17 protein-coding genes are annotated in these 23,252 nt (G+C 48.5%); 8 read left to right on the forward strand and 9 right to left on the reverse strand.

Annotated features, from left to right (window positions below; all coding sequences use genetic code 11):
• Nucleotides 1-271 precede the first annotated feature (271 nt).
• The 4 genes from ACKFKF_RS25345 to ACKFKF_RS25360 all read right to left on the reverse strand — a co-directional run bounded on the left by ACKFKF_RS25345 (nt 272) and on the right by ACKFKF_RS25360 (nt 8,135).
• A complete protein-coding gene (locus ACKFKF_RS25345; RefSeq protein WP_446870221.1) occupies nt 272-3,136 on the reverse strand; it encodes a heavy metal translocating P-type ATPase in 2,865 nt (954 codons plus the stop codon).
• A gap of 724 nt (nt 3,137-3,860) precedes the next feature.
• Entirely contained in the window at nt 3,861-4,064 is a 204-nt protein-coding gene (locus tag ACKFKF_RS25350) for a Nif11-like leader peptide family natural product precursor (RefSeq protein WP_446870222.1), read from the reverse strand.
• Between the two features lie 308 nt (nt 4,065-4,372).
• A complete protein-coding gene (locus ACKFKF_RS25355) occupies nt 4,373-5,617 on the reverse strand; it encodes a formylglycine-generating enzyme family protein (protein ID WP_446870223.1) in 1,245 nt (414 codons plus the stop codon).
• Between the two features lie 256 nt (nt 5,618-5,873).
• Entirely contained in the window at nt 5,874-8,135 is a 2,262-nt protein-coding gene (locus ACKFKF_RS25360) for a heavy metal translocating P-type ATPase (protein ID WP_446870224.1), read from the reverse strand.
• A 679-nt stretch (nt 8,136-8,814) separates the two neighbouring features.
• Here ACKFKF_RS25360 and ACKFKF_RS25365 point away from each other — a divergent pair.
• The gene (locus ACKFKF_RS25365; RefSeq protein WP_446870225.1) at nt 8,815-10,137 is read left to right on the forward strand and encodes a ParB N-terminal domain-containing protein; all 1,323 of its coding nucleotides are present in this window, start codon (nt 8,815-8,817) and stop codon (nt 10,135-10,137) included.
• Between the two features lie 1,447 nt (nt 10,138-11,584).
• Nucleotides 11,585-12,307, forward strand: a complete 723-nt coding sequence (locus tag ACKFKF_RS25370; protein WP_446870226.1) for a hypothetical protein — start codon at nt 11,585-11,587, stop codon at nt 12,305-12,307.
• A 186-nt stretch (nt 12,308-12,493) separates the two neighbouring features.
• Here the strand turns inward: ACKFKF_RS25370 and ACKFKF_RS25375 are convergent, their stop codons facing one another.
• On the reverse strand, nt 12,494-12,811 hold the full coding sequence (locus ACKFKF_RS25375) for a hypothetical protein (RefSeq protein ID WP_446862173.1): 318 nt from the start codon (nt 12,809-12,811) through the stop codon (nt 12,494-12,496).
• Between the two features lie 884 nt (nt 12,812-13,695).
• Here ACKFKF_RS25375 and ACKFKF_RS25380 point away from each other — a divergent pair.
• Together ACKFKF_RS25380 and ACKFKF_RS25385 are read left to right on the forward strand one after the other, a co-directional pair.
• Complete coding sequence (locus tag ACKFKF_RS25380) at nt 13,696-14,007, forward strand: hypothetical protein (protein WP_446870227.1); 312 nt, start codon at nt 13,696-13,698, stop codon at nt 14,005-14,007.
• 475 nt (nt 14,008-14,482) lie between these two features.
• Nucleotides 14,483-14,689 carry a hypothetical protein gene (locus tag ACKFKF_RS25385; RefSeq protein WP_446862175.1) on the forward strand — a complete coding sequence of 69 codons (207 nt, stop codon included), beginning with the start codon at nt 14,483-14,485 and terminating at the stop codon, nt 14,687-14,689.
• A 451-nt stretch (nt 14,690-15,140) separates the two neighbouring features.
• Here the strand turns inward: ACKFKF_RS25385 and ACKFKF_RS25390 are convergent, their stop codons facing one another.
• Entirely contained in the window at nt 15,141-17,135 is a 1,995-nt protein-coding gene (locus ACKFKF_RS25390; protein ID WP_446870228.1) for a P-type ATPase, read from the reverse strand.
• Between the two features lie 399 nt (nt 17,136-17,534).
• Here ACKFKF_RS25390 and ACKFKF_RS25395 point away from each other — a divergent pair, with 399 nt between their 5' ends.
• From ACKFKF_RS25395 to ACKFKF_RS25410, 4 genes are read left to right on the forward strand one after another with little or no spacing between them, the layout of a single operon-like run.
• The gene (locus tag ACKFKF_RS25395) at nt 17,535-17,780 is read left to right on the forward strand and encodes a YkvA family protein (RefSeq protein ID WP_446870229.1); all 246 of its coding nucleotides are present in this window, start codon (nt 17,535-17,537) and stop codon (nt 17,778-17,780) included.
• Nucleotides 17,781-17,839: 59 nt separating this feature from the next.
• Entirely contained in the window at nt 17,840-18,403 is a 564-nt protein-coding gene (locus ACKFKF_RS25400) for a hypothetical protein (protein ID WP_446870230.1), read from the forward strand.
• Between the two features lie 49 nt (nt 18,404-18,452).
• The gene (locus ACKFKF_RS25405) at nt 18,453-18,635 is read left to right on the forward strand and encodes a YqaE/Pmp3 family membrane protein (protein WP_446870231.1); all 183 of its coding nucleotides are present in this window, start codon (nt 18,453-18,455) and stop codon (nt 18,633-18,635) included.
• Nucleotides 18,636-18,670: 35 nt separating this feature from the next.
• Nucleotides 18,671-19,066, forward strand: coding sequence for a phage holin family protein (locus ACKFKF_RS25410; protein ID WP_446862180.1), 396 nt, complete (start codon nt 18,671-18,673; stop codon nt 19,064-19,066).
• 383 nt (nt 19,067-19,449) lie between these two features.
• Here ACKFKF_RS25410 and ACKFKF_RS25415 read toward each other — a convergent pair whose 3' ends face one another.
• The 3 genes from ACKFKF_RS25415 to ACKFKF_RS25425 form a co-directional block, all read right to left on the reverse strand.
• Nucleotides 19,450-20,028: a hypothetical protein gene (locus ACKFKF_RS25415; protein WP_446870232.1), complete on the reverse strand. Its 579-nt coding sequence runs from the start codon at nt 20,026-20,028 to the stop codon at nt 19,450-19,452.
• Between the two features lie 11 nt (nt 20,029-20,039).
• A complete protein-coding gene (locus tag ACKFKF_RS25420; protein WP_446870233.1) occupies nt 20,040-21,488 on the reverse strand; it encodes an AAA-like domain-containing protein in 1,449 nt (482 codons plus the stop codon).
• 360 nt (nt 21,489-21,848) lie between these two features.
• Nucleotides 21,849-23,063 carry a response regulator gene (locus ACKFKF_RS25425; protein ID WP_446870234.1) on the reverse strand — a complete coding sequence of 405 codons (1,215 nt, stop codon included), beginning with the start codon at nt 23,061-23,063 and terminating at the stop codon, nt 21,849-21,851.
• Between the last annotated feature and the right edge of the window lie 189 nt (nt 23,064-23,252).

The following is a 23,252-nucleotide window of genomic DNA, read 5'->3' on the forward strand; positions in this document are numbered from 1 at the left end:
ATACGTCGATCGATCGGTCATTGCTGAGATCCTTCGCCCCCTAAATCCCCCAAAACTGGGGGACTTTGAGCCGTCGTCCTGGCTTTGAACTTTAGAAATCTTTCCTTATGTCAAAGTCCCCCAGACTGGGGGATTTAGGGGGCTGAAGCCGCCTGAAACGAGGCGATAACGACTTGTGTGTACACGGCAGCTTTTTTAAGGGGGGCTGGGGGGATCTCCAGACGATTTGATGCTTTTCAAACATCCTCTAAGGGCCAAAATGTTTTAGAGATTAAACCTCGATCGCTGTCCTCCCGCTGTTTCGGGCTTGATCAATCGGACTGTTGATTTGCACATGACGCTCAACTTCGATCGTGTAGTAGCATTTGGTGGCTGGCTCATAAAACCAGGCAATGCCTTCAGGATCTTTGGACTGGCTCCAGGTCGTAAAGTCAGAACTCGATCGCTGACGAGTTAAGCTTTGAGTCGCAATGCCAAACCGTCTCGCCAGGTCAGATTGTTTCATCCTCCCCAGAGGCGCGGGAAGTCGGAGTGAAGATACTTCGCTGGAGCTTGTGATCACCACTGCATCGATGTCTTGGGCAATCTGATGACCATTGGAGGTAGAAGGAGCGACCAGATCATCAGCAGGTTTGTTGGTTGTGGAAGGTACGATCGCTTCTATTTCTTTCACGAGGCCCTGACCGTTACCATTTGTAGTTCCGTGACCGTTGGAGATAGCAGGAATTACGGAATCAACTTTGCCATTTGTGCTGATTACCGTTTCTACATCCTTTGGGTTCCCGTGACCGTTGGAGATTGTAATCGCAACAGAACTCACATCAACGGTTACAACGTCACTCTTAGCAGTGGGAGTAGTTGATTTTGCTTGACTGAGATTATGTTCTGCCACATCTTTAAGCCGTTGTTCTTCATCCGCGATTTCGGCAGCGCTGAGTTGGTGTCCCATTGGAATCTCGCCACCAGGGTCCATCAGTGGACGTAGACCATTGAGTTCTGCCAGAATTGCCGTTCCATTGTTGATCACGACGGCTAGTAGTGGATCGAGCGCAAAGAAGATCCCGGAAAGCAGAGCGCCTAAGTTGGGAGCAGCCACGATCGCCGTGTTCTGCCAGATAATATCCATTGCTTGTCGGGCACATTTGACCGCCATGATTAAGCCGCGCAGGTCATCTTCCATTAAGACCACATCCGCCGTTTCTCTCGCAATATCTGTGGCACCTGCAAAGGAGATCGACACATCTGCATAAGCCAGAGCCGCCGAATCATTGATCCCATCGCCACAGAATGCTACCGTCTTGCCGCTATCATGTACCGCTTTGACCACTTCTACCTTCTTCTCAGGGAAAGCTTCTGCGTAGACGTGTTTGGGATTGATGCCAAGGTTGTTAGCGATCGAGTGGGCGACCCGTGTCACATCCCCCGTCAGCATGTGAACCGTAATGCCCATCCGCTTGAGTTCACGAATCACTTCCTTACTTTCGGGACGAGGGGGATCGCTGTAGCGAATTACGCCGAGTAGCTGTCCATCCCCTGCGACATAAACAAGCGACTGTCCGCCCGCAAGTCCATCGGGATAGCGAATGCCATAGGGTTCTAAATCGACATTTTCCTGCTTCATAAAGCGCGGACTGCCGACTAGAATTGTCATGCCGTCAATCTTGGCAACCGCACCCAAACCGACCTTATATTCCCACTCTTCGCATTCCTTGAGCGCCACGCCCGTGTCTTTGGCATGGTGAACGATCGCTTCTGCAATTGGGTGGGTCAAGCCTTTTTCGGCACTGGCAGCATAACAGAGAATTTCGTCTTTGGTGAAGTTGTCCACCATAACATCAATGTCATTCACGCCTGCATGTCCGATCGTCAGCGTCCCGGTTTTGTCACAAACTACAGTGTCGATTTTTGCCAAGATTTCAATGGCTCGACCACTCCGAATCAGCACTCCATTACGAGCGGCATAGGTGAGAACTGAAAGAATTGTAGTTGGCACAGAAACCCGAATTCCAGTTCCAAAGTCTAGTGTGAGCAGGGCGATCGCTCGATTCAAATTTCCACTCGCCAGCCCTACACCAGCCCCGATCAACAGGGTCGGAATTACCATCTGGTTTGCCACGGATGCCGCGTAGTTTTCAACCCGTGTGTCATGCACAGGTGCCGCCTGCATTAAGTTGACAATTACTCCTGCACGAGTGTTGTTACCGCAGCGTTCGGCCAAAATGGTCAAAGTACCATCTACTAGTAGCGTCGAGGCAAAGACTTCTTCTCCGATCGTGCGCGTCACCGGAACCGATTCCCCTGTGAGTTTGCACTGGTCGAGGATGCCTGTTCCTTCTAGCACTACACCATCAACCGGAATTTGATCACCGGGATAGACCACCACATGATCGCCTACAATCACTTCCTGAGTGAGAATCTCAACCACCTGACCATCTCGAATTACAAAGGCCGTCTTGCCCAGACAGTCAAGCAGATCCAGGGATGCCCGTTCGCTACCGCGCGCCGTCATATCGCGAATCGCCTCGCCCCCTTCGACCAGACCCAACATAAAGGAAGGTGCAAAGAAGTGACCTGTGGCGGTGTGCAGTGCGATCGCTAATCCATCCAAAAAGTCGATGGTTAACTGTTGTTCTTGCTCGATCGCTTCCCAGGCGCGTTTGAAGACCGGAATGGCACCCACAAAGACCACACCTCCAATCAAGAGCGGCGGAATCGGTGCACCAGCCATCGCAGCCAGACTGAGAATCAAACCTGCTGCGGGAAAGCCTAATCGTTCTACCCAATCAATTTCATTGTTAGCTTTTTTGTCTTCACAAGCCGCAGCAACTAGCGCCATATCAACCGCAGTCTGAGGCGCATCTTGAATCATCCGAAACAGCTTTTCTTGAACGATCGCAATCTGAGCCGCGCTGTTTTGATGTTGGTATTCGACAATTAAGGAATTTGCTGCCGGATTGATGCGCGTTTCGTTGACAAAGCTGAGAGAGCCGACCAGATATTTGAGCTTTTGAGCATATTCCTCATCCCTGGAGAGGCGGGGAATCCGAATGCGGAACCGTCCAGGCATCCAATGCACAATTTCGTAATGTATGTTTTCAACGGTTACAAATGAGTCTGTCGCAAATGCAGCAACCATGAGATTCTCCTAACTTGGGATGAGTGAGTGAGCAAACCTGCATCAGTGCTAGGAAAGCCGAATGTAGGAAAGCGGAATATAGAAAAGCTAAATACATGCTGTGAAGCAATCGCCGTCATCGAGAGTGCTGTTCTGATGAATGCGATCGTTCGTTTGAGAACTCGACTAAAGACACTTCCCCAGAAGGCGCTTAAGCCGATGATTCAAACTCGTAGTCTTGGGCGTTGCTGAATCAGGGGATGAATTGCCCCAAAGCGGCGGGAAACCCAAGGTTCAAAGTCCCCCATTTTTGGGGGATTTAGGGGGCGAAAAGATGGACACTTCTCACAGATTCATCCCTCCAATCAGCAACGCCCAAACTCGTAGTCTTGAATGTGTGAAGCCTGACAGCGTTCTCTAGTCGATCGCTGAGTCTCGAAAGTATCCTGAATCTCTAACAAAAGACATTGAGCTAACAAAAGACATTGAGTTAACAAAAGACGTTGAGTTATTAATCGAGTTATTAATCGCTCAAAGCTGTTGCTTACGATTTAAATCTCAATTAACCATGAGTCTACAACAAACTCTGGAATTGAAAATGGAATCTTTATGAAGACTCGATAGACAATCGTGATACCAGTTTTGCAAATGACTACGATAAGCTTCTTGAAGCGTTTGTGAATCTGAACTCTACAACTTTGTGAATGCTCTGTAGAGAGGTTTTGCAATGGTAATCGTCAAAAAACTAAGAAAACTGGCTCATCAATAACAAGAAGTGACGATCGACATATTTTTCGACTTCTTGATGGGTGAAGTTATAGCCGTTTTCTTTGCCGATCTGGACTGCTAAATGCACAAAACTCGGTCGATCGGCGGCGGCTTTTAGTCTTTCGGTCAAGACTCGATTGCGTAACACCAGCTTATGAAATTGCTCTACCTGTTTTGACACGATGACCTCGCTGTTTTCTCGTCAATTTTCTCTCGTCAAGCAGTCTGTAAACTCGTTCTAGGTGCCAGGTCAGCGTGCTTTTCTATCATGCTTGTGATGCAGCAAAATGAATCAAATGAGACGGTCATTTGACATCACAATAAAACGAATTAGAAGCGCTAATCGAAAACCTGGAACAATCCTTCTAACCCCAAACAAGCATTGTTGAGAACCGTTTTTGTGATTGGTTAGAAGAATACTGAAATCTTATCGCACCTAGTCTTAAGATACAGTGAAGTTTCTTGAAGCAACTGGCTAAAAACGCCGAATTATTGAAGCGATCCCTCACGATTTACTTGCAGCGATCGCGCCACTCGAAATCCAATGCCGCTGCCTCCCGTGTCGGGCTGATTCCAGTGTCGCTGCGCCGATCGACATAATCCCGGTAGACAGTACCATGCGCCGCCTCGCAAAATCCGATAAGTGCCGCCGTCTTCATCTTCCCAAGGCTGACCGTTCAGAGGAGCGCCCTCATAATTTTCGTGCCAGTGATCCGCGCACCATTCCCAAACGTTGCCGTGCAGGTCATAGAGTCCAAAAGCATTAGGCGTTTGAAGGGTGCCGATCGCCGTGGTTTCTTGCCGATATGTACCCGATAAGCCGTTACCGTAGGTGTAGTTGCCGTCAAAGTTGGCTTGATCGGGGCTGATCGTGTCGCCAAAATAAAAGGGGGTGGTCGTCCCGGCGCGGCAGGCATATTCCCACTCGGCTTCGCTGGGGAGGCGGTAAAGGTGCCCGGTGTGCGCTGAAAGTCGATCGCAAAACTCGATTGCGTCATACCAGGCCACTTGCTCAACGGGGCGATCGTCTCCCTCAAAGTTAGAAGGACACAGACTGAGCGATCGGTTGATTTTGGGCAGGGCTGCGACGACTCGCCACTGAGCCTGCGTCACCGGAAATTTCCCCATCGCGCAGGGAGCCACGATCACTTTGTGATGCGGACTTTCGTTCCTGTCTCGCTCGGCTTCGGTATCGGGTGACCCCATCCAAAAACTGCCGCCGGGGAGGGCGATCGTGTCGAGAGAAATGGTTTCGGCGATCGGGTCGGTGAGGAGAGAGGAGGGAGGAGGGAGGAGGGAGGAGGGATGGGAAGTGAGGAGCGGCGGCGTGTTGAGGGTTTGGATGAATTGGTCTTGTTTGGACTGGAGTTGGGCGAATTGGTCTTGTAAATAAACGACGATCGTTTCTCGTTCGCGTAGGGTTTCTGCCCAGGTTGTGTTTTCGTACAGCGCCTGGTCTAATTGGGCTTGGAGATGTTTGGCTCGATCGTGACTTTCTTGAAGCTGGCGCTGGATTTGTTGAAGTTGAAGGACGTGCAGTTTGGCGGATTTCCAGAGTTGTTTTGCCCACTCCAGTCGGGTGGCTTCTTTTTGAACGACTTCGGGCACCAGACCGATCAAAAAGGGTAACGCCTGAAGCTCCCAATCACAAGAGGGACAGCGACCCCTTGCGGGTAACTCGAAGAGCGCGGTCTGGCCGTCTACTTTTGTTTGACAAACAGGACATCGAGGCATGGCGGCTTAAGGGTGAGGAGTGATGCCCTTAGAATAAGCTCTTTTTTAAATTGCCTCCCCAACTCTTAACAGCGCTTTTCAAATGGTGCAGACTTCCCCCCGTGACCATAGACGATGAGCAATGATCCAAAACGACTCACTCAAGTGGGCATAAATTCGATGAGATGGTTCACTTTGACTGCAAATTTCAATCTTGCGACTATTATGCAGACTCAATTCTCCATCCAGTGATGTCCAATTAGGAGTGTCCGATTTTTTACGCGATCGCTACCGTCCCAGGTTTCATCTCGATCGAGGGCAATCGTTTTGGCTCTGGTTTCTTGACATCAAACTCTTTGGCAAAGGGATCTTGACCCGGATCAAACAGCGGACGAAAACTATTTAACTCGGCAAGCAGCATCGAGCCGTTGCTGATAATCACACCCAAAATCGGATCGAGCGCAAAGACAATGCCAGCCAGCACGACGCTAATATTAGGAACCGCCACGATCGCAGTGTTTTGATAGACAATATCCATCGCTCGTTTGGCAATGGCGATCGCATGGGTAATCTCGCACAAGTCATCGTCTAGCAGCACGACATCAGCCGTTTCTCGGGCCAAATCACTGCCCGTCGCAAAGGAAATCGCCACATCTGCGTGAGCCAGCGCCGCCGCATCGTTGATGCCTTCTCCAATAAACGCCACGACGCGCCCATTGCTTTGCAGCCGTTGAATCGTCTCAACCTTGCCCTGGGGCATCACTTCCGCATAGGTTTTGTGAACCGAAATTCCCAGTTTGGTTGCCACGTCTTCAGCAACGCCCTGATTGTCACCCGTGAGCATAAAGGTGTCGATCCCTTCACTTTGCAGACGTGGCACAACTTTGACCGCTTCTGGACGCAATGGATCGGTGTAGGCAATCACTCCCAACAGGCTGCCTGCTTTGGCGACATAAACGAGAGAATGGTGATTGAGGTTGGGATAGCGGCGATCGATGTCTCCGGTTTCTACCCCTTCCTGACGCATCAAGCGCGGACTGCCCACCAAAATTTGTTCTCCCTCGATTACGGCGACAATTCCCAGTCCGATGCGGTAGTCCCAGGTTTCGCAGGGTTGGGCTTGAATCTCTTTGGAGGCAGCGTAGCGCAGAATGGCTTTGGCAACGGGATGGGTATTTTCTTGCTCAACAGAAGCCGCCAACCTCAATACGTCCTCTTCTGAAATGGTGGGGTGAGCCGTCTGAATCGCAACCACAGCCGCATTTCCCTGGGTGAGCGTGCCCGTTTTGTCAAAGGCGATCGTATCCATGCGAGACAAAACTTCTAGTGCCCGGCCGCTGCGAATATAAATCCCATTACGGGCAGCGTAGGTGAGGGCCGAAAGCACCGTCGTCGGCACTGAGAGCCGAATTCCATGACTAAAGTCTAGATGCAGCGGAGCCAGCGCACGAGAAACATCGCCCGTCAGCGCAAAGATCAGTCCGCCTAATGTCAGCGTGGGCGCAATCGCCATATTCGCCAATTTTGCAGCGTAATCTTCGACGCGGGTGTCATGAACGGGAGCCTGTTGCAGGAGTTGCACTGTGAGACCGACTCGCGTATTTTTGCCAACGCGCTTGACCAGGACACAAAGCTTTCCTTCGAGGAGCAGCGTCGAAGCATGGACGACTTGACCTTCGGAGCGAGAAACCAGCGTCGATTCTCCGGTCAGTTCATGTTCATCGACCAGTCCCATGCCGCGAAACACCCGCCCACTGGCAGGAATGCGCTCTCCGGGGTAGACGATCACCCGATCACCCAGTTGTAATTCTTCGAGGGGAATGCGCTGTTCTTGTCCCGATCGCTCGACTCGTGCGTAAGCGTCTAGCCCGCTAAACAAATCGAGAATCTGCCGCTCGTGCGATCGTCCCGTCGTGTCTCTCAGCGCTTCGCCCGACTCCATCAAACTCACCATCAGCGCGGGTGCTACATAGTCTCCTTTGACGGTGTAGAGCGTAATCCACAAGGCATCCAGGATGTCTGCATCCAGCCGTTTTTCTTTGATTGTGGTGTCTACGGTTCGCATTAAGAAGGGCAACGCGGCCGCTGTCACCAATCCGCCCAAAAGCAATCCTGGAATCGGTAAAGCTAACTGCTGCACCAATAGCGCCACGCCCAAACTCGTCATGGGCAACCCCAACCGTTCTAGCCAGTCAATTTCAGGACGAAGCTCTGTTTTGGTGACGATCGCTTCTAGCGGAATTTCTTCGGTGCTGGCTCGCTCTAATGCTTTTACCAAAGAGGCTTGTACCGTCTCGCTGTCAACGCCGACCTGGTAGTAAATTACAACAGAACTGGCTAAAAAATTAATCCGAACGCTGGTCACAAAGTTCAATGATTCGACAAACCAGTTGAGCTTGTGGGCATAGTCCGCATCGCTGCTTACACGAGGAACTTTAATCCGCACCCGCCCCGGAACCCTATGGGCAACTTGATAGCAAACGGACTGCGAAGCGGAAGAAATCGGTTTGACAACAGCATCAATGGTTTTGATAGCCATAAAGTTTAAATTGGCATCGTTGCCTTGGGTTAATTAACAATTTTTTAATTTCGTCGCTGAAAGTAGCCTGTCAAACGCAATTCATTTAGACAAGCGTCTCAAGGCTGATCATCACATCATCGGCTTGATCTAGTAAGGATGAGTCGTGTCGGTGGCGATCGTCAAGGGAACCGTCAAAAAGGGCATTGCAGGATAAGGGTATAAATCTGCCCCTCAAGCTGCCAATTTTGGAGAACTGCCGGCCTATCAAACTCAACCCTTCATACTTGGATTCAGCAACGCCGAAACACTATCCTACAGCGGATTTTGAAGACTGTAGCTAAGGCAAACTAATCGTGCTGAAGAGACTTCAAGAAGCGAAAATGCTGGATCAAAGATTGAAATTTTGCCTAACCTTCCCTTGACACTACCACGAAGTTGAATTTGGTCAAGGGCTATTAGAGCGTTTCGCCCGATCGAGCAATCTGTTATATTGTCTGAGCATTAAAAATCTCCGTCTAACTAATCATGAACACCGCTCAGAGATGAGTTTTGCGATTCCTTGATCGAATGATTAAATGGGCGCTACCGTAGAAGAATAAGAAATCCTGACCTCGATCAACCGATTCATTAAACAGCCCCGCCCTCACTATCTTTGCTGACCTGAGCGCCTTAACAAACCCTTAAACCCCGTCCACTTATGTCTCTCATCGCGATCGATAAAGTCACCATCGGGCAAAACCGACGCGCCCTGAAGGATCAAAAAGTATCTGAACTGATGCAATCGATCCAAACAAATGGACTGCTAAATCCCATCACGCTCGATCAAAATCTTACTCTGATTGCAGGACTCCATCGCCTCACCGCCTGCCGACTGCTGGGGTTTACCGAAATTGAATGCAACGTCGTTAACTACACCGACCACGATCGCACCCGTCTAGCCGAGATTGACGAAAATCTGATCCGCAACGAGCTAGAAGCCCTCGAACGCGCAGAGCTTTGGCTAGAACGCGACCAGATTCTCGATCGCATGGGCTTGCGGGCCCGATCGGGAGACAATCAATATACCCAGCGAGGCAGTGTACCCGGTTCACCCCCTCCCAAAACCACACTGGAATTGGCCAAAGAGACAGGCTACAACGATCGTACCTTTCAGCAAGGCAAACAGATCGCCAGAGACATTGCGCCAGAGATCAAACAAGAACTGCGAGGAACGGCGATCGCCAAAAGTCCCAAAGCGCTGCTCAAAGTGGCCAGAGCCGGGAGCGACGATCGCAAACGCGCCGAACAGGCCGAACAAGCCCTGCGAGAAGCCACCGCCCACCGCCGACAAGCCGAAGCAGACGAGCAAGCCAAAATCGCCGCCGCCGCCAGAGCCAAACAAAAAGAACTGCAACTCGTCGCCCTTCGCAGCACCGAAGCCGAAAAAGCCGCCAGGTCAGCCACTCGCAAATCTCAGCGCAAAGAGGCGATCGTCTCTGATCACCCCACCCCTGAAATTCAGATCGGGGATGAGTGGCTACTCGAAAGGCATTTGGTCTACTGTGGCGACACGGCCAGCGAAGACTTTATTGATCGCCTCCCGTCGGATGCTGCTTTGGCCATCATCACGCCCGATCGCTGGCAGCATGACTATCTCGCCGACGAAGCCCGCATTGTCGCTGTAATCTGCTCCGAAGGCAAAATCTTTGAACTATGCCAACAGCAGCGAATGCCGTTTCGATTTGAACTGTTAGTGGGCAAGCTCTATATCGCCATTTTCTCTCATCATTTGATTCTCAAGCCTGAACAATCGATCAATGTCGAAGGAATTGAGGGCATCGTCACCTATCTGGTTAGCCTTTACACCAAGCCTGGAAATTTTGTGATCAATCCCACCTTGGGCGAGGGTGAAGTGCTAATTGCCTGTGAGCGCCTAGAACGAATCTGCTTTGCCGGAGACGACCAGCCAGAACGCATGAGTCGATCGCTCGATCGCTGGAGAAAATGGACAGGAAAATCAGCTAAAAAGGTTGACATCTAATTCATTTCGGCATTGCTGAATCGTGGGATGAATTGCCTCAAAGCGGCGGGAAACCCAAGGTTCAAAGTCCCCCAATTTTGGGGAATTTAGGGGGCGAAAAGATGGACACTTCCCACGTATTCATCCCTCCAATCACCAACGCCTTCATTTCTAATAAAACCTAATCCAGTAGGGCGATAAAAGAGAGAGGTATTGATTAAAGGTGATGATTCTCTCTTATCTGGTGAATGTTCTTCACAAAACTTTTACTTTCCTCCTCAACCTTTGCAGTAGACTAATACCTAATAGCAAGCGACTCCCCCATTTGGGCACTGCAAAGCTACCGCTATCAAAGCTTTTTTATAAACGTTTCATTCTGATTGGTCTCTTTACTTAATCGACCAGCCTACCCAGACTGCCTTTGGCATTTGTTAAAAACGTTCGCTGCATTTCAGCAGTTTTAATCAGGTTTCTGAATAGTGACAACACGGCTCAAGCAGTCTGTTTGCCCCTCGCCCCCAGCGCTGGCACAGATTTATCTATGAGCGATCTGCTTTGGATATTTTCCCCTTAATTTCTCACGTATCCCAGACCTACAGCAGTTTTTGATCAGAGTCACAACTCGCTTTCTAGTTCGACTTGGGGACGCTGCTCTTGCTGTGTAATATCCAATCAATTTGTGAATGCTACAGATCCTTCGCTCCCTAAATCCCCCAGTCTGAGGGACTTTGAGAATTCAATACTTCTTTGGCTTGAAGTCCCCCACCAGTGGAGAATTTGGGTTGCTCTCCCAGATCTGTAGCACTCAAAGATCACTTTGGCATAACCCCTGTTTTGACCCTGGATAACCCTCCGGACGAAACCCATAAATCTCAATTCACCCCCTCGATCGCATCGCTCCTCACTGCGATCGTCGTTTAGAGGCAGCCGAGGACTGTTGCTCAACGCACTCAACAATTTAGACTCCCGTGGTCGGATTGGACTATCTGCCATGTTCGGAATGCTGGTTTTTCTGGCTTTACCTGACGAGATGCAGTTAGAAAGTCGCATTTTGGGAGGCTGGATTGCTGGCGTTGTCTGTTTTCTCGTCCTAGTGTTGCTGATGATGAGTCGTTGGGGGCGTCGGAGGGCTGATTTGAGATTGTCTTGGGGACTACTACCCAGACTTCTGACACTTTTTTGTAGACATTTTCGCCACCAGCATCAATGTTAGTTCAGCGCTTCTGCAACCCATCTGAGGATAGGATCGCTACAGCACGATGAACGCAGAATCTAAAGTTCAGTATTGCTAATCGACCACAAGACTCACGATCGAAACAAATCTTCTTCAATAATTTTGAATAGATTTTGAATAGATTTTGAATGGGTAGAGCAATCACTAGAAAGTAATCTCCACAGACCATCATTACCCATCCCTCCTCCCTCCTCCCTCCTCCCTTCCTCCTCACACCTTCAACGGAGCATTCCCATGACTCATCTTCTGTCTTCATTCCTCCTCTCTACTTCCTCAAACGTTGATAACTTTGCGGTTGCAGTTGCCTATGGCGTTAAAAAACTCAAGATCGGCATTTTTAGTAACCTGTTAATTGCAGTTGTGTCAGCATTAGGAACCATTCTCTCGCTCTCGGTCGGAAATGTGATCAGTCGCTATCTACCTGGCCCTGTCGCTAATGTTTTGGGGAGTAGCGTGCTGATTGTGATTGGCATTATCGGCATCTGGGACACATTGGAACGTGAAAAAAAGAAAGCCCGCGAGAAAAATAGAGCTAGAAAGATGACACGATCGCTCGTTGCGGCGGGAATTCACTCGTCTGACTATTCCGAAACCTATGGCGATGCGGCTGTGATGCAATCTGACACCACGCTGTTAGATGACATTGCCTACGAAGGATTTTTGGAAGACCCGGCAAAAGCTGACCTCGATCGCTCTGGACACATCGACGTAAAGGAATCGATCGCCATTGCCTTTGGTCTCACTATCAATAACCTGGGAAGCGGAGTCGGCGCAGGTATTTCGGGCTTGAATATTGCCATCACTACAATATTGACCTTTGGATGTAGCATTCTGGCGATCGTGGTTGGATACTTTCTAGGCGATCGGCTCACCGCCAAAATGACCGGAATCTCGGCAGGCGTACTATCGGGACTGCTCATGGTGATCTTGGGCGTTTATGAATACTTCATTCCCTAAAATCTGTAGCTTGATCGAGGCGGTGTTTTTCTCCCTGGGGGAAAGCCGTAAAGTACCATCGTCTCGATCGCAAACTCAGCCGGAGTGTCAAACTCAGCGTTCTGGGAAATAGAAACCAACACACAACGGTTAAAGAAATCACTCACCTTGAGCAACACAGTGCTGAATGCGAAAGAAATCGCTTTTTCAAGAAGGAGAAGATTCGCCTACACATTGATGAGGTGGACTAACCAGCATGGGATTACTTCGCTTTGGCAACAGATCAATCACATTGTTGAAGCTGCTGAAAAAATCCTGAAGCGCCTTGGCTGACTCGCCCGTAAACTCTAGCCACTCATAGTGATAGAGACCTGGAGAAGGCACCTCTTGCTGGAGCAAAGAAGCAGTCGGCACCGCAACCAGCAGCGACACGCCTGCCTCACCGGAACGAGTTTGCCCCTTTAAACGGACGGCCGCAATATAGGACGTGTTGATCACGACATCTTCAACCTTGATGAATGCCATAGTGCGATGCCTCCAGAGTAAGTTTGTGTCAGAGAACGTAGGAAAATATGGGAACAGAAAGCGATCGCCGTTCAATTGCGATCGCTTTTAGGTTCGAGCAGAATAGTGACTGATTAAGCGTTAGTTTGTTGAATCTAGACGATCGAATTGGGTCTTTTGATCAGGTCTAAATTGGCGTTGGCTAAAGGTGGATTAGAATTCGATCATTAGTCACGAGGCAGCTAGAAACTTAAGACAGTTTTATTCCTCAACTCTAAAAAATCAGCCAGGTTGGATGCCTGATGTTTTTTGTTTTTAGCCAGCAACCTCAATTAACATCGAAAACTCTCACACGCTTTGATTCATTGAATAGATATCTCTATACAATTGGATTATAGAGTAATGAACCCATCGGTTTGAAGCGTTTCTATTCAGTTCTTCCTAACCCTGGATTAACGAAGACTAATGGTTAAGATCTAGGTGCAAATGTGCTCAATCTGATCATTAGATTAGACTCTATCCTTCACGATCTGCCGACCTCGATTTAATCATCAACTTCCCATTAATTTTAGAAAAGATAGAGAGGTTAATGTTGCATTATTAAGCAAGCTTAAGAAAATCAAGAAACCGATTTCTAAACAGAATTTGTTGGTATTATAAATGAACTACCTCCCAGGTATCGGTAAGAAAAAGGAGGTGACCAGGCTTTAAGAGATTCAACAAACTTTTGGTTCTTGTCACCGACTTCTCACATCATTTTTCTACCTCGTCATTTTTTCTTGATCACGCCTCACAAACCTCGATACAAACCATCATCAGGCTTGTATATTAGTGGTCGATCGTGACAGGGTAGATAACTGTGTGGGTGCCGTCTTGTTCATTCTATTTATGGAGATTGATGACCCATGTTTGAATTAGAGGCTTTGTTGTTTGGGCTGGAGCCGTTGACTGCGATCGCAGTGGGCGTTGGGGCAGTTGTGATAGTTCCTGTGGTGAGTGCGGTGGATTCAATGACCGGAAGTAACCTCTCCGAATCGACAAGAACAGTTGCTAAAGATGGTTTGGTGTGGGCGTTTGAAGTCTTTGACAAAGCGCAGCACACCTTTGCAGAAGCAAGTGAATCTGTCCAAGATCTGATTGCGGAAGCGAAGGCTGATATAGCCGACTCAAAGAATGGTTCTGAAGATAAAATGCCTCGCGAAGTCACGATCGGTTAATACAGTTAAGTCGTAAAGGAATTCAGCTAGACGAAACATTCTAATTTAACGTTCTATCCTGACTCACGGCTCTTCTGAAGTGGGGATAGAAGTTAACAACCAAGGACGACTCTGGAATCGAAAATGCCTACTGAGAACTGGTGATATCCTAAAGTCATCAGTTCTTTTTTGTAACGATTTCTAGATAGTTTCGATCCAATCAATCTGCTCTACTTATCGCGTGATTAATCAAAACCTGAAGTCAAGAACATTGAGAAGAAAATCTAAGGTTTTGCTCGTTTAATCAGGATAAGTGGTTTAATTCTAATTAAGAAAGAACTGCTCACCCTGTCAATTTTCTCGACCCTACAAAAAGGTGAACTAGGCAAACTTCTTGAGCATTCTCTCGCTTTTGCGAATTTGATTTATCTTCAGATCCGATCGCAGGTTTCAGTCCATTCAACAATACCCATCAACAATACTCAATGGAGACGTTATGATTGAGCATCCAGATTTTCTCAACATCCGTAGACTTGCGTTTCTTTTAGTCGCTCCCCCGATCGCTTTGCTTTTGACTTTTAGCGCGATCGAGGTTTCCTGGCACCAGATGAGAGTTTGGCAGTCGGCAGGGGTTTGGTGTACTCAGACAATGCCAGATGGCCAAATGAAACTCTACGGAAACGAGTGCAAATCACCACACTAGTTGAGCAGTTAAAATCGAACCCGCTAAATCAAATTGCAATCAGATCTCCTGCTTTAATAAGTGGGGGATTTTTGCTTTTGCAGTGATTCAGGATTGTAAATTTAGATCGCAAATTCAGGATTATTCTCGTCCCTGTTCTTGGTGGGGTGGCACAGATTTTCATCCCTCCTAGCCCCCTTGAAAAGACGTGAATTCGATGAAACTTTCGCTACGGTGATTAATCCGGGCAGCCCTCTAAACCCCCACGAGTGAGGAACTTTGCAGTCCTGAGAAGTTTTTTTGCCTTCTAGAAGCCTTTCTTTCTCAAAGTCCCCCAGATTGGGGGATTTAGGGGGCGAAGCCTGTCGGCGATGCTAGATCGATCGACTTGTGTGGACACGGTAGCCTTTTTAAGGGGGCTAGTGAGATTTAATGGATGCAACTTCACCGAAAACTCCCTACTGTAAACTCCCTACCGTGTCGGTTGAAGCTGAGAATCTGCCTGGACGATCGCATAAAAGCATTTTGTAGCTGAGTCAAACCGCCAGGGCGTTCCTTCGGGATCTTTTTGCTGGGCCCAGGTTGAGAAATCGGGCTTCGATCGCCAACTTGTCAAAGCTTGAGAAGTCACCCGCAGTCGTTTCGCCAGTTCGCGCTGATTGAGTGTGTTGGCAAAGGCATTGAAAATGGGCGTTCCTGCGGAGATCGCTTTCAAAGTTCGAGAACGACGATCGAGCGATCGCGGATCAAAGGGACGCGCCCCATTCACAAACTCAGCTACAAAGGCCGAACTGTTGTTTACAATCACATTCAACACAGGATTTAAGCCCAAGAACATTCCCCCGCCGATCTGCATCAAGAGATTGGGAGCAACAATGATTGCTGTGTTTTGATAGACCAGACTCATCGCGTGTTGAGCGATCGCAATGGCTTCGACCAATCCCTGCACATCACTTGAAATCACAACATCTGTCAATAGCTCAGAACTTTTTGGATGGGAAAACGAGATCGAAACGTTTCCAGAATCGCACCCCGCAGCCACCGTTTTGCCCTGATGTTGAAGCCCGCAGATTAAGCGATCGAGATTATTAGAAGAAGCGTCTGCCCAGACGTGATCTGCTGGAATGCTCAAAGAATTGGCTTTCACACTCGCTTTAGACAATGGTTCAGATGTGATCCAATAAATAGCAATGCCCTGACTTTGTAGCTGTGCAATGGCTTGACTCGACGCTTGTGAAATGGTTTCTTCATCCAGAACGATCGCATTCACTTGAGACAGCAGTTCTAAAATGCGGGCGCTGCGAATGCAGATTCCTTGACCTGCGGCGTAAGTAAGCGCTGATAGTAGCGTCGTATGAACCGAGATGGGAATGCCACTGCCAAAGTCAAATTGAAACGGTGAAATCGCGGCTCCCAGATTTCCGGTTAGTGCAAACACAGTGCCGCCTAGAAAAATGGTAGGCACGATCGCGGCTCTCACAAATTCTGCCTGATGAATGCCAATCTGCGTGTCGTGTACGGGAGCCGATTGAATCAGTTGAACCATCCAGCCAATCCGCGTTTCTAGGCCAGTGCGTTCTGCCAAAATCTCTAAACCGCCGTCTCGGACGATCGCGGATGCAAACACGCTGTCTCGAAGCGAGCAAACCACGGGCGCTGAGTCCCCGGTGAGATTCGATTCATCAACCAGAGCCGTCCCAGACACTACCCAACCATCAACGGGAATCACATCGCCTGCCTCAACTTTGACGCGATCGCCCACTTGAATCTCAGTGGCAATCACTTGAAGGGTCTGTCCGTCTCGCGCTACCCAAACTGACTGTTCTAGCCAATCCAGCTTTTCGAGCGCCTGTTGGGTTCGATTGTCGGCGGAGGTGCCTCGCAGCGATCGTCTGACTTCGACCAGGCAGGTTTTGAGCGCGGGCGCGACGAATTGACCCTGAAGCGTTTGCATCGTCATCCACAGCGAGTCGAGCAAATCAATATTGGGCTGGCGTTGGTTAATCAAACTGTCTGAAGCGCGAGCAAGCCACGGCATGGCCGCCCCTGCGATCGCAGCCCCGACGACCACCACAGGCAACTCCAACGGAGCGGCCAGCAGGGCAACACTCAGACTCAAGCAGGGCATTCCTAAATCTCGCCAGTGATTGATTTCGGGTTCCAGGTCGAGCGTTTTAGAAGCGTCCTCAGTTTCAGCAGCGTTCTCATCGCAGGGAATTGAAGGAACGATCGCCCGATCGCTGAGTTTATGAATGCAGGCGGCAATGGCATTTTGAACGGTTTCGGCTGGGCTAGTTTTATAACAAACAATCAGCGAAGCGGCAGCAGAATTAATCCGCACATTGGTCACCGATTCGAGCGATCGCACCAATCCATCTAATTGCTCTGCAAATTCAACATCCCGCGCAAGTTGGGGAATTCGAAACCGAAACCGTCCCACGGTGCTGTGAACGACCTGGTAATTCATGATTAAAGGCTGATTCGGGGTGAGAAAGCTTTAGTTTTCATGATTGTTTCATGAGATAAAAGTATCGTAGATCGCGATCGCTAATCATTTCACACTCTGTTGCAAAAGTTATTCCGCAGTGATGCACTAAAAAATATTAAAGTCATTAACGATCGTGAGTTCAAGCTCTCATATTTAGCATTACCAATTAGCATTACCAAATTATTGTTCATCCCTCTCTAACTACGACCTTCACAGCCATCTCCACTAAATTCCTCCCTCCTCCCTCTTCCCTCTTCCCTCTTCCCTCCTCCCTCCTCCCTCCCCAGGTGGGAATGCTACGCCAAAATCGTGGGTTATCCACACCAGAAGTTTCAAACAGGATTTGTAAAGATAGATTTGTAGTCCAAAAGCAAGCCAATGAAGTTTTTCACTCAACCGCTTTACGCCTGGTATCGCTCCACCATTCGGAATTCTAAGTATCGCTGGCTCATGATTTTAGGCAGTTTGATTTATCTGCTGAGTCCTTTGAATTTGTTGACCGATACAGTCCCGATCGTAGGCTGGATTGATGATGGCTTGATTGCTACGCTGCTGGTTACAGAAGTTTCGCAAATTCTTCTAGAACAACTCAAAAATCGCAAAAGCGAAAAGGTGACTGCTTAAGTCTGAGTTTTGTTCTATTCAACGATTTCTAATTCAATATCTTGTAAGGAAGGTCACTCATGTCTGATTCCATTAAAGACCGTCTAGCAGACGATTTCGAGAAAGTTAAAACAGCAGGTGGAACGCGACTGACTCGCATCAGTGAAGTATTCAAAAATGCTGCTTCTCAAGCGATTAATGAATTCAAAGAAGGCTCAGGTGAAATTGGTCTGATTGCTAAAGACACAGTTTCTACAATTTCTGGAAACTTGAACCAGAGTACTGAAGAAGCTACTGTTGAGAATTCTTCCTCTACCGATTTCAAAACTCTGGCCATCAGAATTTTTAATGCTCTGTCTGCCGAATTTAGAAATCAACTGAGCAAATGGGATGTAAAACTGACAGAACGCTACAGCGATCGCTATCTGACAGCCAAACAATCTCTTCAACAACGCCTAGAAAACTTTTCTATCTGGTATGAAAAAGCAAAAGTAAACGCTGAAGCAACCGGATCTGATCCACTACAGACTAAACAATTGGAACTAGAAACTCGAATTGGTGAAGCAGGAACGTCTGTCGCTCAAAAAGAACAGCAAATCCGCCAACACCTGAAAGGCTTGCTCCAAACGGCTATGACTAAATAGTTTCACCCTTTCCAAATCCACCATTTTCTATCACTTTGAGGTAACTTCCATGAAACTGATTCGTCTTTTGTTGGGTATTTTGATTCCCCCGATCGGTGTTTTTCTCACCTACGGCATTAGTAGTGCTTTGCTGATCAACATTTTGCTGACGCTCTTGGGGTGGGTTCCCGGTGTGATTCATGCAGTTTGGGCGATTACCAAGCATGAAGAAAAACTCGAAGGCAGGGTGTAAACTTTCCATTCCAAAATTCATTTAGGAGATATCAAATGTTGAGCTTTTTTCTAACCACCTTGACGAGTGCATTGGGTTTATTAGTGGTTGACTTAGTAGTTCCCGGTGTGGATATTGCTACGTTTCCCATTGCATTGTTAGCTGCGATCTCGATTGGATTGGTCAATGCGTTCGTTAAGCCGATTCTCTCAGTTCTCTCGCTACCAGTCACATTTCTGACACTCGGAACGTTTTCGTTGATTGTTAACGGGGTGTGTTTCTGGTTAGCGTCTCTGTTTGTCCCGGGGTTTGCCGTACATGGACTGCTGGCGATCGTGCTGGCTCCGATCGTGCTTTCGTTTGCCACAACTTTTCTAAACAAGTACATTGCAGAAACAAGTTTCGGTCAGTCTCTAGCCGGATCAAACACTGCCAAACTCGAAGCTAAATAGTCATCAAAAATGACCATCGAAGCTACTTAAAAACCCTTACGGCCTTGAAGCTTGAGTCTCTGGTTGTAGGGGATTTTAGAATATATAAAACTAATATGAATTCGATAGAACTTTCCGTTTCGTGATTAATCACAGAAACTCATAACGGATTTAACCCGCGAGAAGTTTTGAACTGGAAGTCTTGTCTTAAAGGGGAGCATCCCAATTGTGTATTGATCGGTCATTGCCTGAATCCATCGCCCCCTAAATCCCCCAGAATGGGGGATTTAGGGGGCTGAAGCCAACCAAAACGAAGCGATTGACCTTTGACATCAAAAATTTAGCTATTTTGCACAATTGGGATGCTCCCGTCTTAAAATCCTCCAGATTTGGCAGGGGGGAAATTATTCACGAGTCCATAGCGCCAATCCGCCGCCTCGACCGCGTGCTGCAATAAAGGTTTCTGTTACTAAAAAGAAGGCGAAAAAAGGAAGTTGGGCAACCGATCGTTCCTCAAAATCCGTCTTGCCGCCTCGCAACTGACCCGCATAGATTGCATACTTACCAACGCTAATTTGAATTTGAGAAAAATCAAACGCCAGCAGGTTCTTTTTGCCCAAATATTTCGCCAATCCGGTGAACTTTAGCTGCAACCCACCCACTTGAATTTGATTGTTAATCGTTGCATAATCGTCCCGCTCCGCCACCGGACTAAATCCGATCCCCGCCGGGACAAACTGAGGGAGATAAAACCCTTTGCCCAAAGCAATTCCGCCCCTTTTGCGAAGCTTGCGAGTCCCCGTGGTAAAGCACAGTCGCCACTGACCCAGCAAGGATGTGAGCGGATAGGTGAGTCGCTGTTTTTTAGCCGCTTTCTCAGCTTCCAGCAGTGCTTCTACCACGCGATCGGGGTTGGGGCGGCCCGTTCGACTAGCCGCATTTGCCAAAACATTTTGATAATCGGTTGTCAGTTCTGTTGTCATCAAAGTGGCTCCTATCTCAAATGGCTCACGAGAAACGCAACGCTCAAACCCAGACAAAGAATGAGCCAAAATCGCTGTTGTCTAATCGTTTGTAGCGTATCAGAGAGAACTTGAATTTCAGCTTTGAGTTGTTCGATCGTCCAGGTTTCTTGCATTGATCGCTGATCGAACTCCCGGCTTGCTTCGAGAAACTGTCGATCGACCTCACTCAACTGCTTACCCTGTAACCATTCCAGCCCACTTTGCAACGCCTGACCCCGCAACAACCACGACTCGTCCTGTTTTTGAGAAGTGACCCAAGCCTCCAGCGCCAGCCCATAAGGTCGAAGCTGATTGAACTGTTTCTCAACCCACACCAGGTCAAAAATCTGCTCATAAATCCGATTCTTTACCCTGAGCGCCCCCGGCGATCGCTCCACCAATCCAGACAGCCTCAAATCAATACTCTCAATGCTCGTGCTGTCTATTTCATTCCCCATCAACACCTGCTGATATACGCCCAACAATCGTCCCCGCTGCTGATTTTGTAAGAGCCGATCGCGAATCGTTCGCAAATGTTCTGGCTCGTCCTGAGTTTCCCAATCCTTGAGAATGTGCGATCGCACCAACTGCTCCACCCAAAAAGACTCACTCCCCGGCGGCAGTTTCAAAATTCCCTGCACTGTAGACTGACTTGCCTGCGCGACCATCTGACATAGCTTTTGAGTGAGAAAGGGCTGTCCATCTGTCCAGGTGAGAATTGATCGCAGCACGGCCTGTGGAGTGGTCACCCGTCCAATTAACCCATCCGCCAGCGAGAGTGCTTCGTGTTCTTGAAAGCCCTGTAGCTCGATCGCTCGCCCAATATTAAACGGAGTCTCAGACCGATCTTTTCGAGTGGCCCGCAAGGGATCGCCCATCAAATCTGAAGGAGTCGTCACACCCATCAACACCCAGGTCAACCGCTGATAAGTCAGATCATCCGCCCGTCGATTGTAGCAATAGCGAATCAGCCCAAAAAAGTCATCCACACCAAACTTGAGCTTGAGAACGCTGTCGATTTCGTCGATAAAGATGACGATCGGCTGTTGAACTTGAGTCAGCAAAACTGTCGCCAAAAACTCGCCCAATCGACTCGGCAAAGACAAGTGAGCAAAGTCACGCCACCAAGTGCTCACCTGAACATTGAGACAAAAACTATTTGCGAGAGAAGCCGCAAGCGAGGCATACCATTGTTCGGGAGTGGCTTGTTGGGTGCCGATCAACGTCATATCAATTACCCCACAGCACACGCCAACCGCCTGCAATCGCTGCATTGTCCGAACGCGCAAACTCGACTTTCCCATCTGCCGCGAGTTAAACACGTAGCACAACTCTCCCGCCCTCAACGCCGCATAGAGGTCAAGATCTGCCTGCCTCACCACATAGCTAGGCGCGTCTTTTTTGAGGCTGCCGCCGACTTGATACTCGTAGTGAGTCATGTGCAGATAACAGAATTATCGTTTTGCCTCTATAGGATCGTGGATTAAATAACTCCGAAATTTCACCCTCACCCTAGCCCTCTCCCCAAGGAGCTACCGTGTACACACAAGTTGCTTAATCGTTTATTGCCGAGATCTTCGCCCCCTAAATCCCCCAATCTGGGGGACTTTGAACTCGGATTCTGGGCTTGAAGTCCCCCAATTTTGGGGGATTTAGGGGGCTGAAGCGGACTGGAACGGAGCGACAAAAACCTGTTCATGACTCATTTAGGATTGCTATAGCAGTTAGTGATTAGTCGTAAACTAATGGACAAGAACGAATCAGTAAGAACCCGCTATTGCAAGATTTTTATAGCCGATTTAGGATTGCTCTATCAAGCCTTCCATTTGCAGCAAGAAGTTGAGAAAAAATCGCTCTGACTTGATGCGATCGCGCAGTCCTTTTTCTTCGGCTTGTTTGCGGGCGGTGATATCTTTGACGATGCCTTCATAAAATAGCAGATTGCCGTGAGCGTCTTTGACCGTCCGCACATCTTCCGAAATCCAAATCATGCGGCCGTCTTTGCAGTAGACCTGAGACTCAAAATCATTGACCGCGCCGTATTGCTGAAGGTAAGTCGCAAACTCTGATCGCCTCTGAGGACGCACATATAGCTGTTCGGCAACGTGAGCGATCGCGCTGATCAAGTCTGTTGGCGATGAATAACCGAGTAGTTGAGCCAGCGATCGGTTCACCCTTAAAAAGCGACCGTCTGGAGTGGTCTGAAACATGCCATTTACAGCATTGTCAAATACATCTCGATAGCGTTCCTCAATCTGTTGTCGTTCCTGTATCTGAATCTGTAAGTAAACGTTTTGTTCTTCGAGTCTTTTTTGCAGGCTTCGCAGCTTTAACTGATGCTCGACTCTGGCAAAGACTTCCTCAATTTGAAACGGTTTGGTCACATAGTCCACACCCCCGACCCCAAAGGCTTTTACTTTGTCGAGACTGTCGCCCATTGCGCTGATAAAAATAACGGGAATCTTGCTGGTCAACGGATCTGTTTTGAGTCGCTCACAGACCTCGTAGCCGTCAATCCCCGACATCATAATATCCAGCAACACCAGGTCTGGCTGAATGTCACGCGCCCGATTGAGTGCAATACCGCCGTCGATCGCGCTACAGACTTCATAGCCTTCTTGGGTGAGCGCATCTGAGAGAAATTGCAGCACTTCTGGTGTGTCATCCACGACGAGAATGGTCGCTTGAGGCAGCGTTTCTTGAACTTTGAAGCCCAACAGTCGAAAAATTTCTTGCTCGGCGTGTTTCAATTCGGGTAGATGTTTTGCGCCCCGGCTGCTCAAGGCTTCATGCTGAAGGACTAACTTCTCTAATTCAAGAACCATCCCCTGCGATCGCTCCCCCCCTTGAGACCTATCTAGCAAAGCACTGTCCACGGTTCTATCTGAAAGGGGAAGCAGGCGATCGAAGTTTTGGCGCAGGAGCTTACGCAGATAGTAAACCGTAATGGGCGAGAGGTGAGTCGGCTCCACTAAAGAATTGGGGACTTTTGATGTTAAATCGTAGGTGATCATTCTGGGTTTTGTAGTTGATTAGAGCCATCGAAAATTTGATGAATAGAGTGACAGACTTATATCAACAGATCTTGTTATGAAATAGGGTGGTGCTGAAGTGAGGCAGTCAGCAGAGTTATGTTTTATGTAGAGAATATTGACAATTTTAGCGCTAACCCCCTCCAAACAGAAACTCCTTGAGTTTTATTG

The organism is Phormidesmis sp. 146-12, assembly GCF_052939495.1.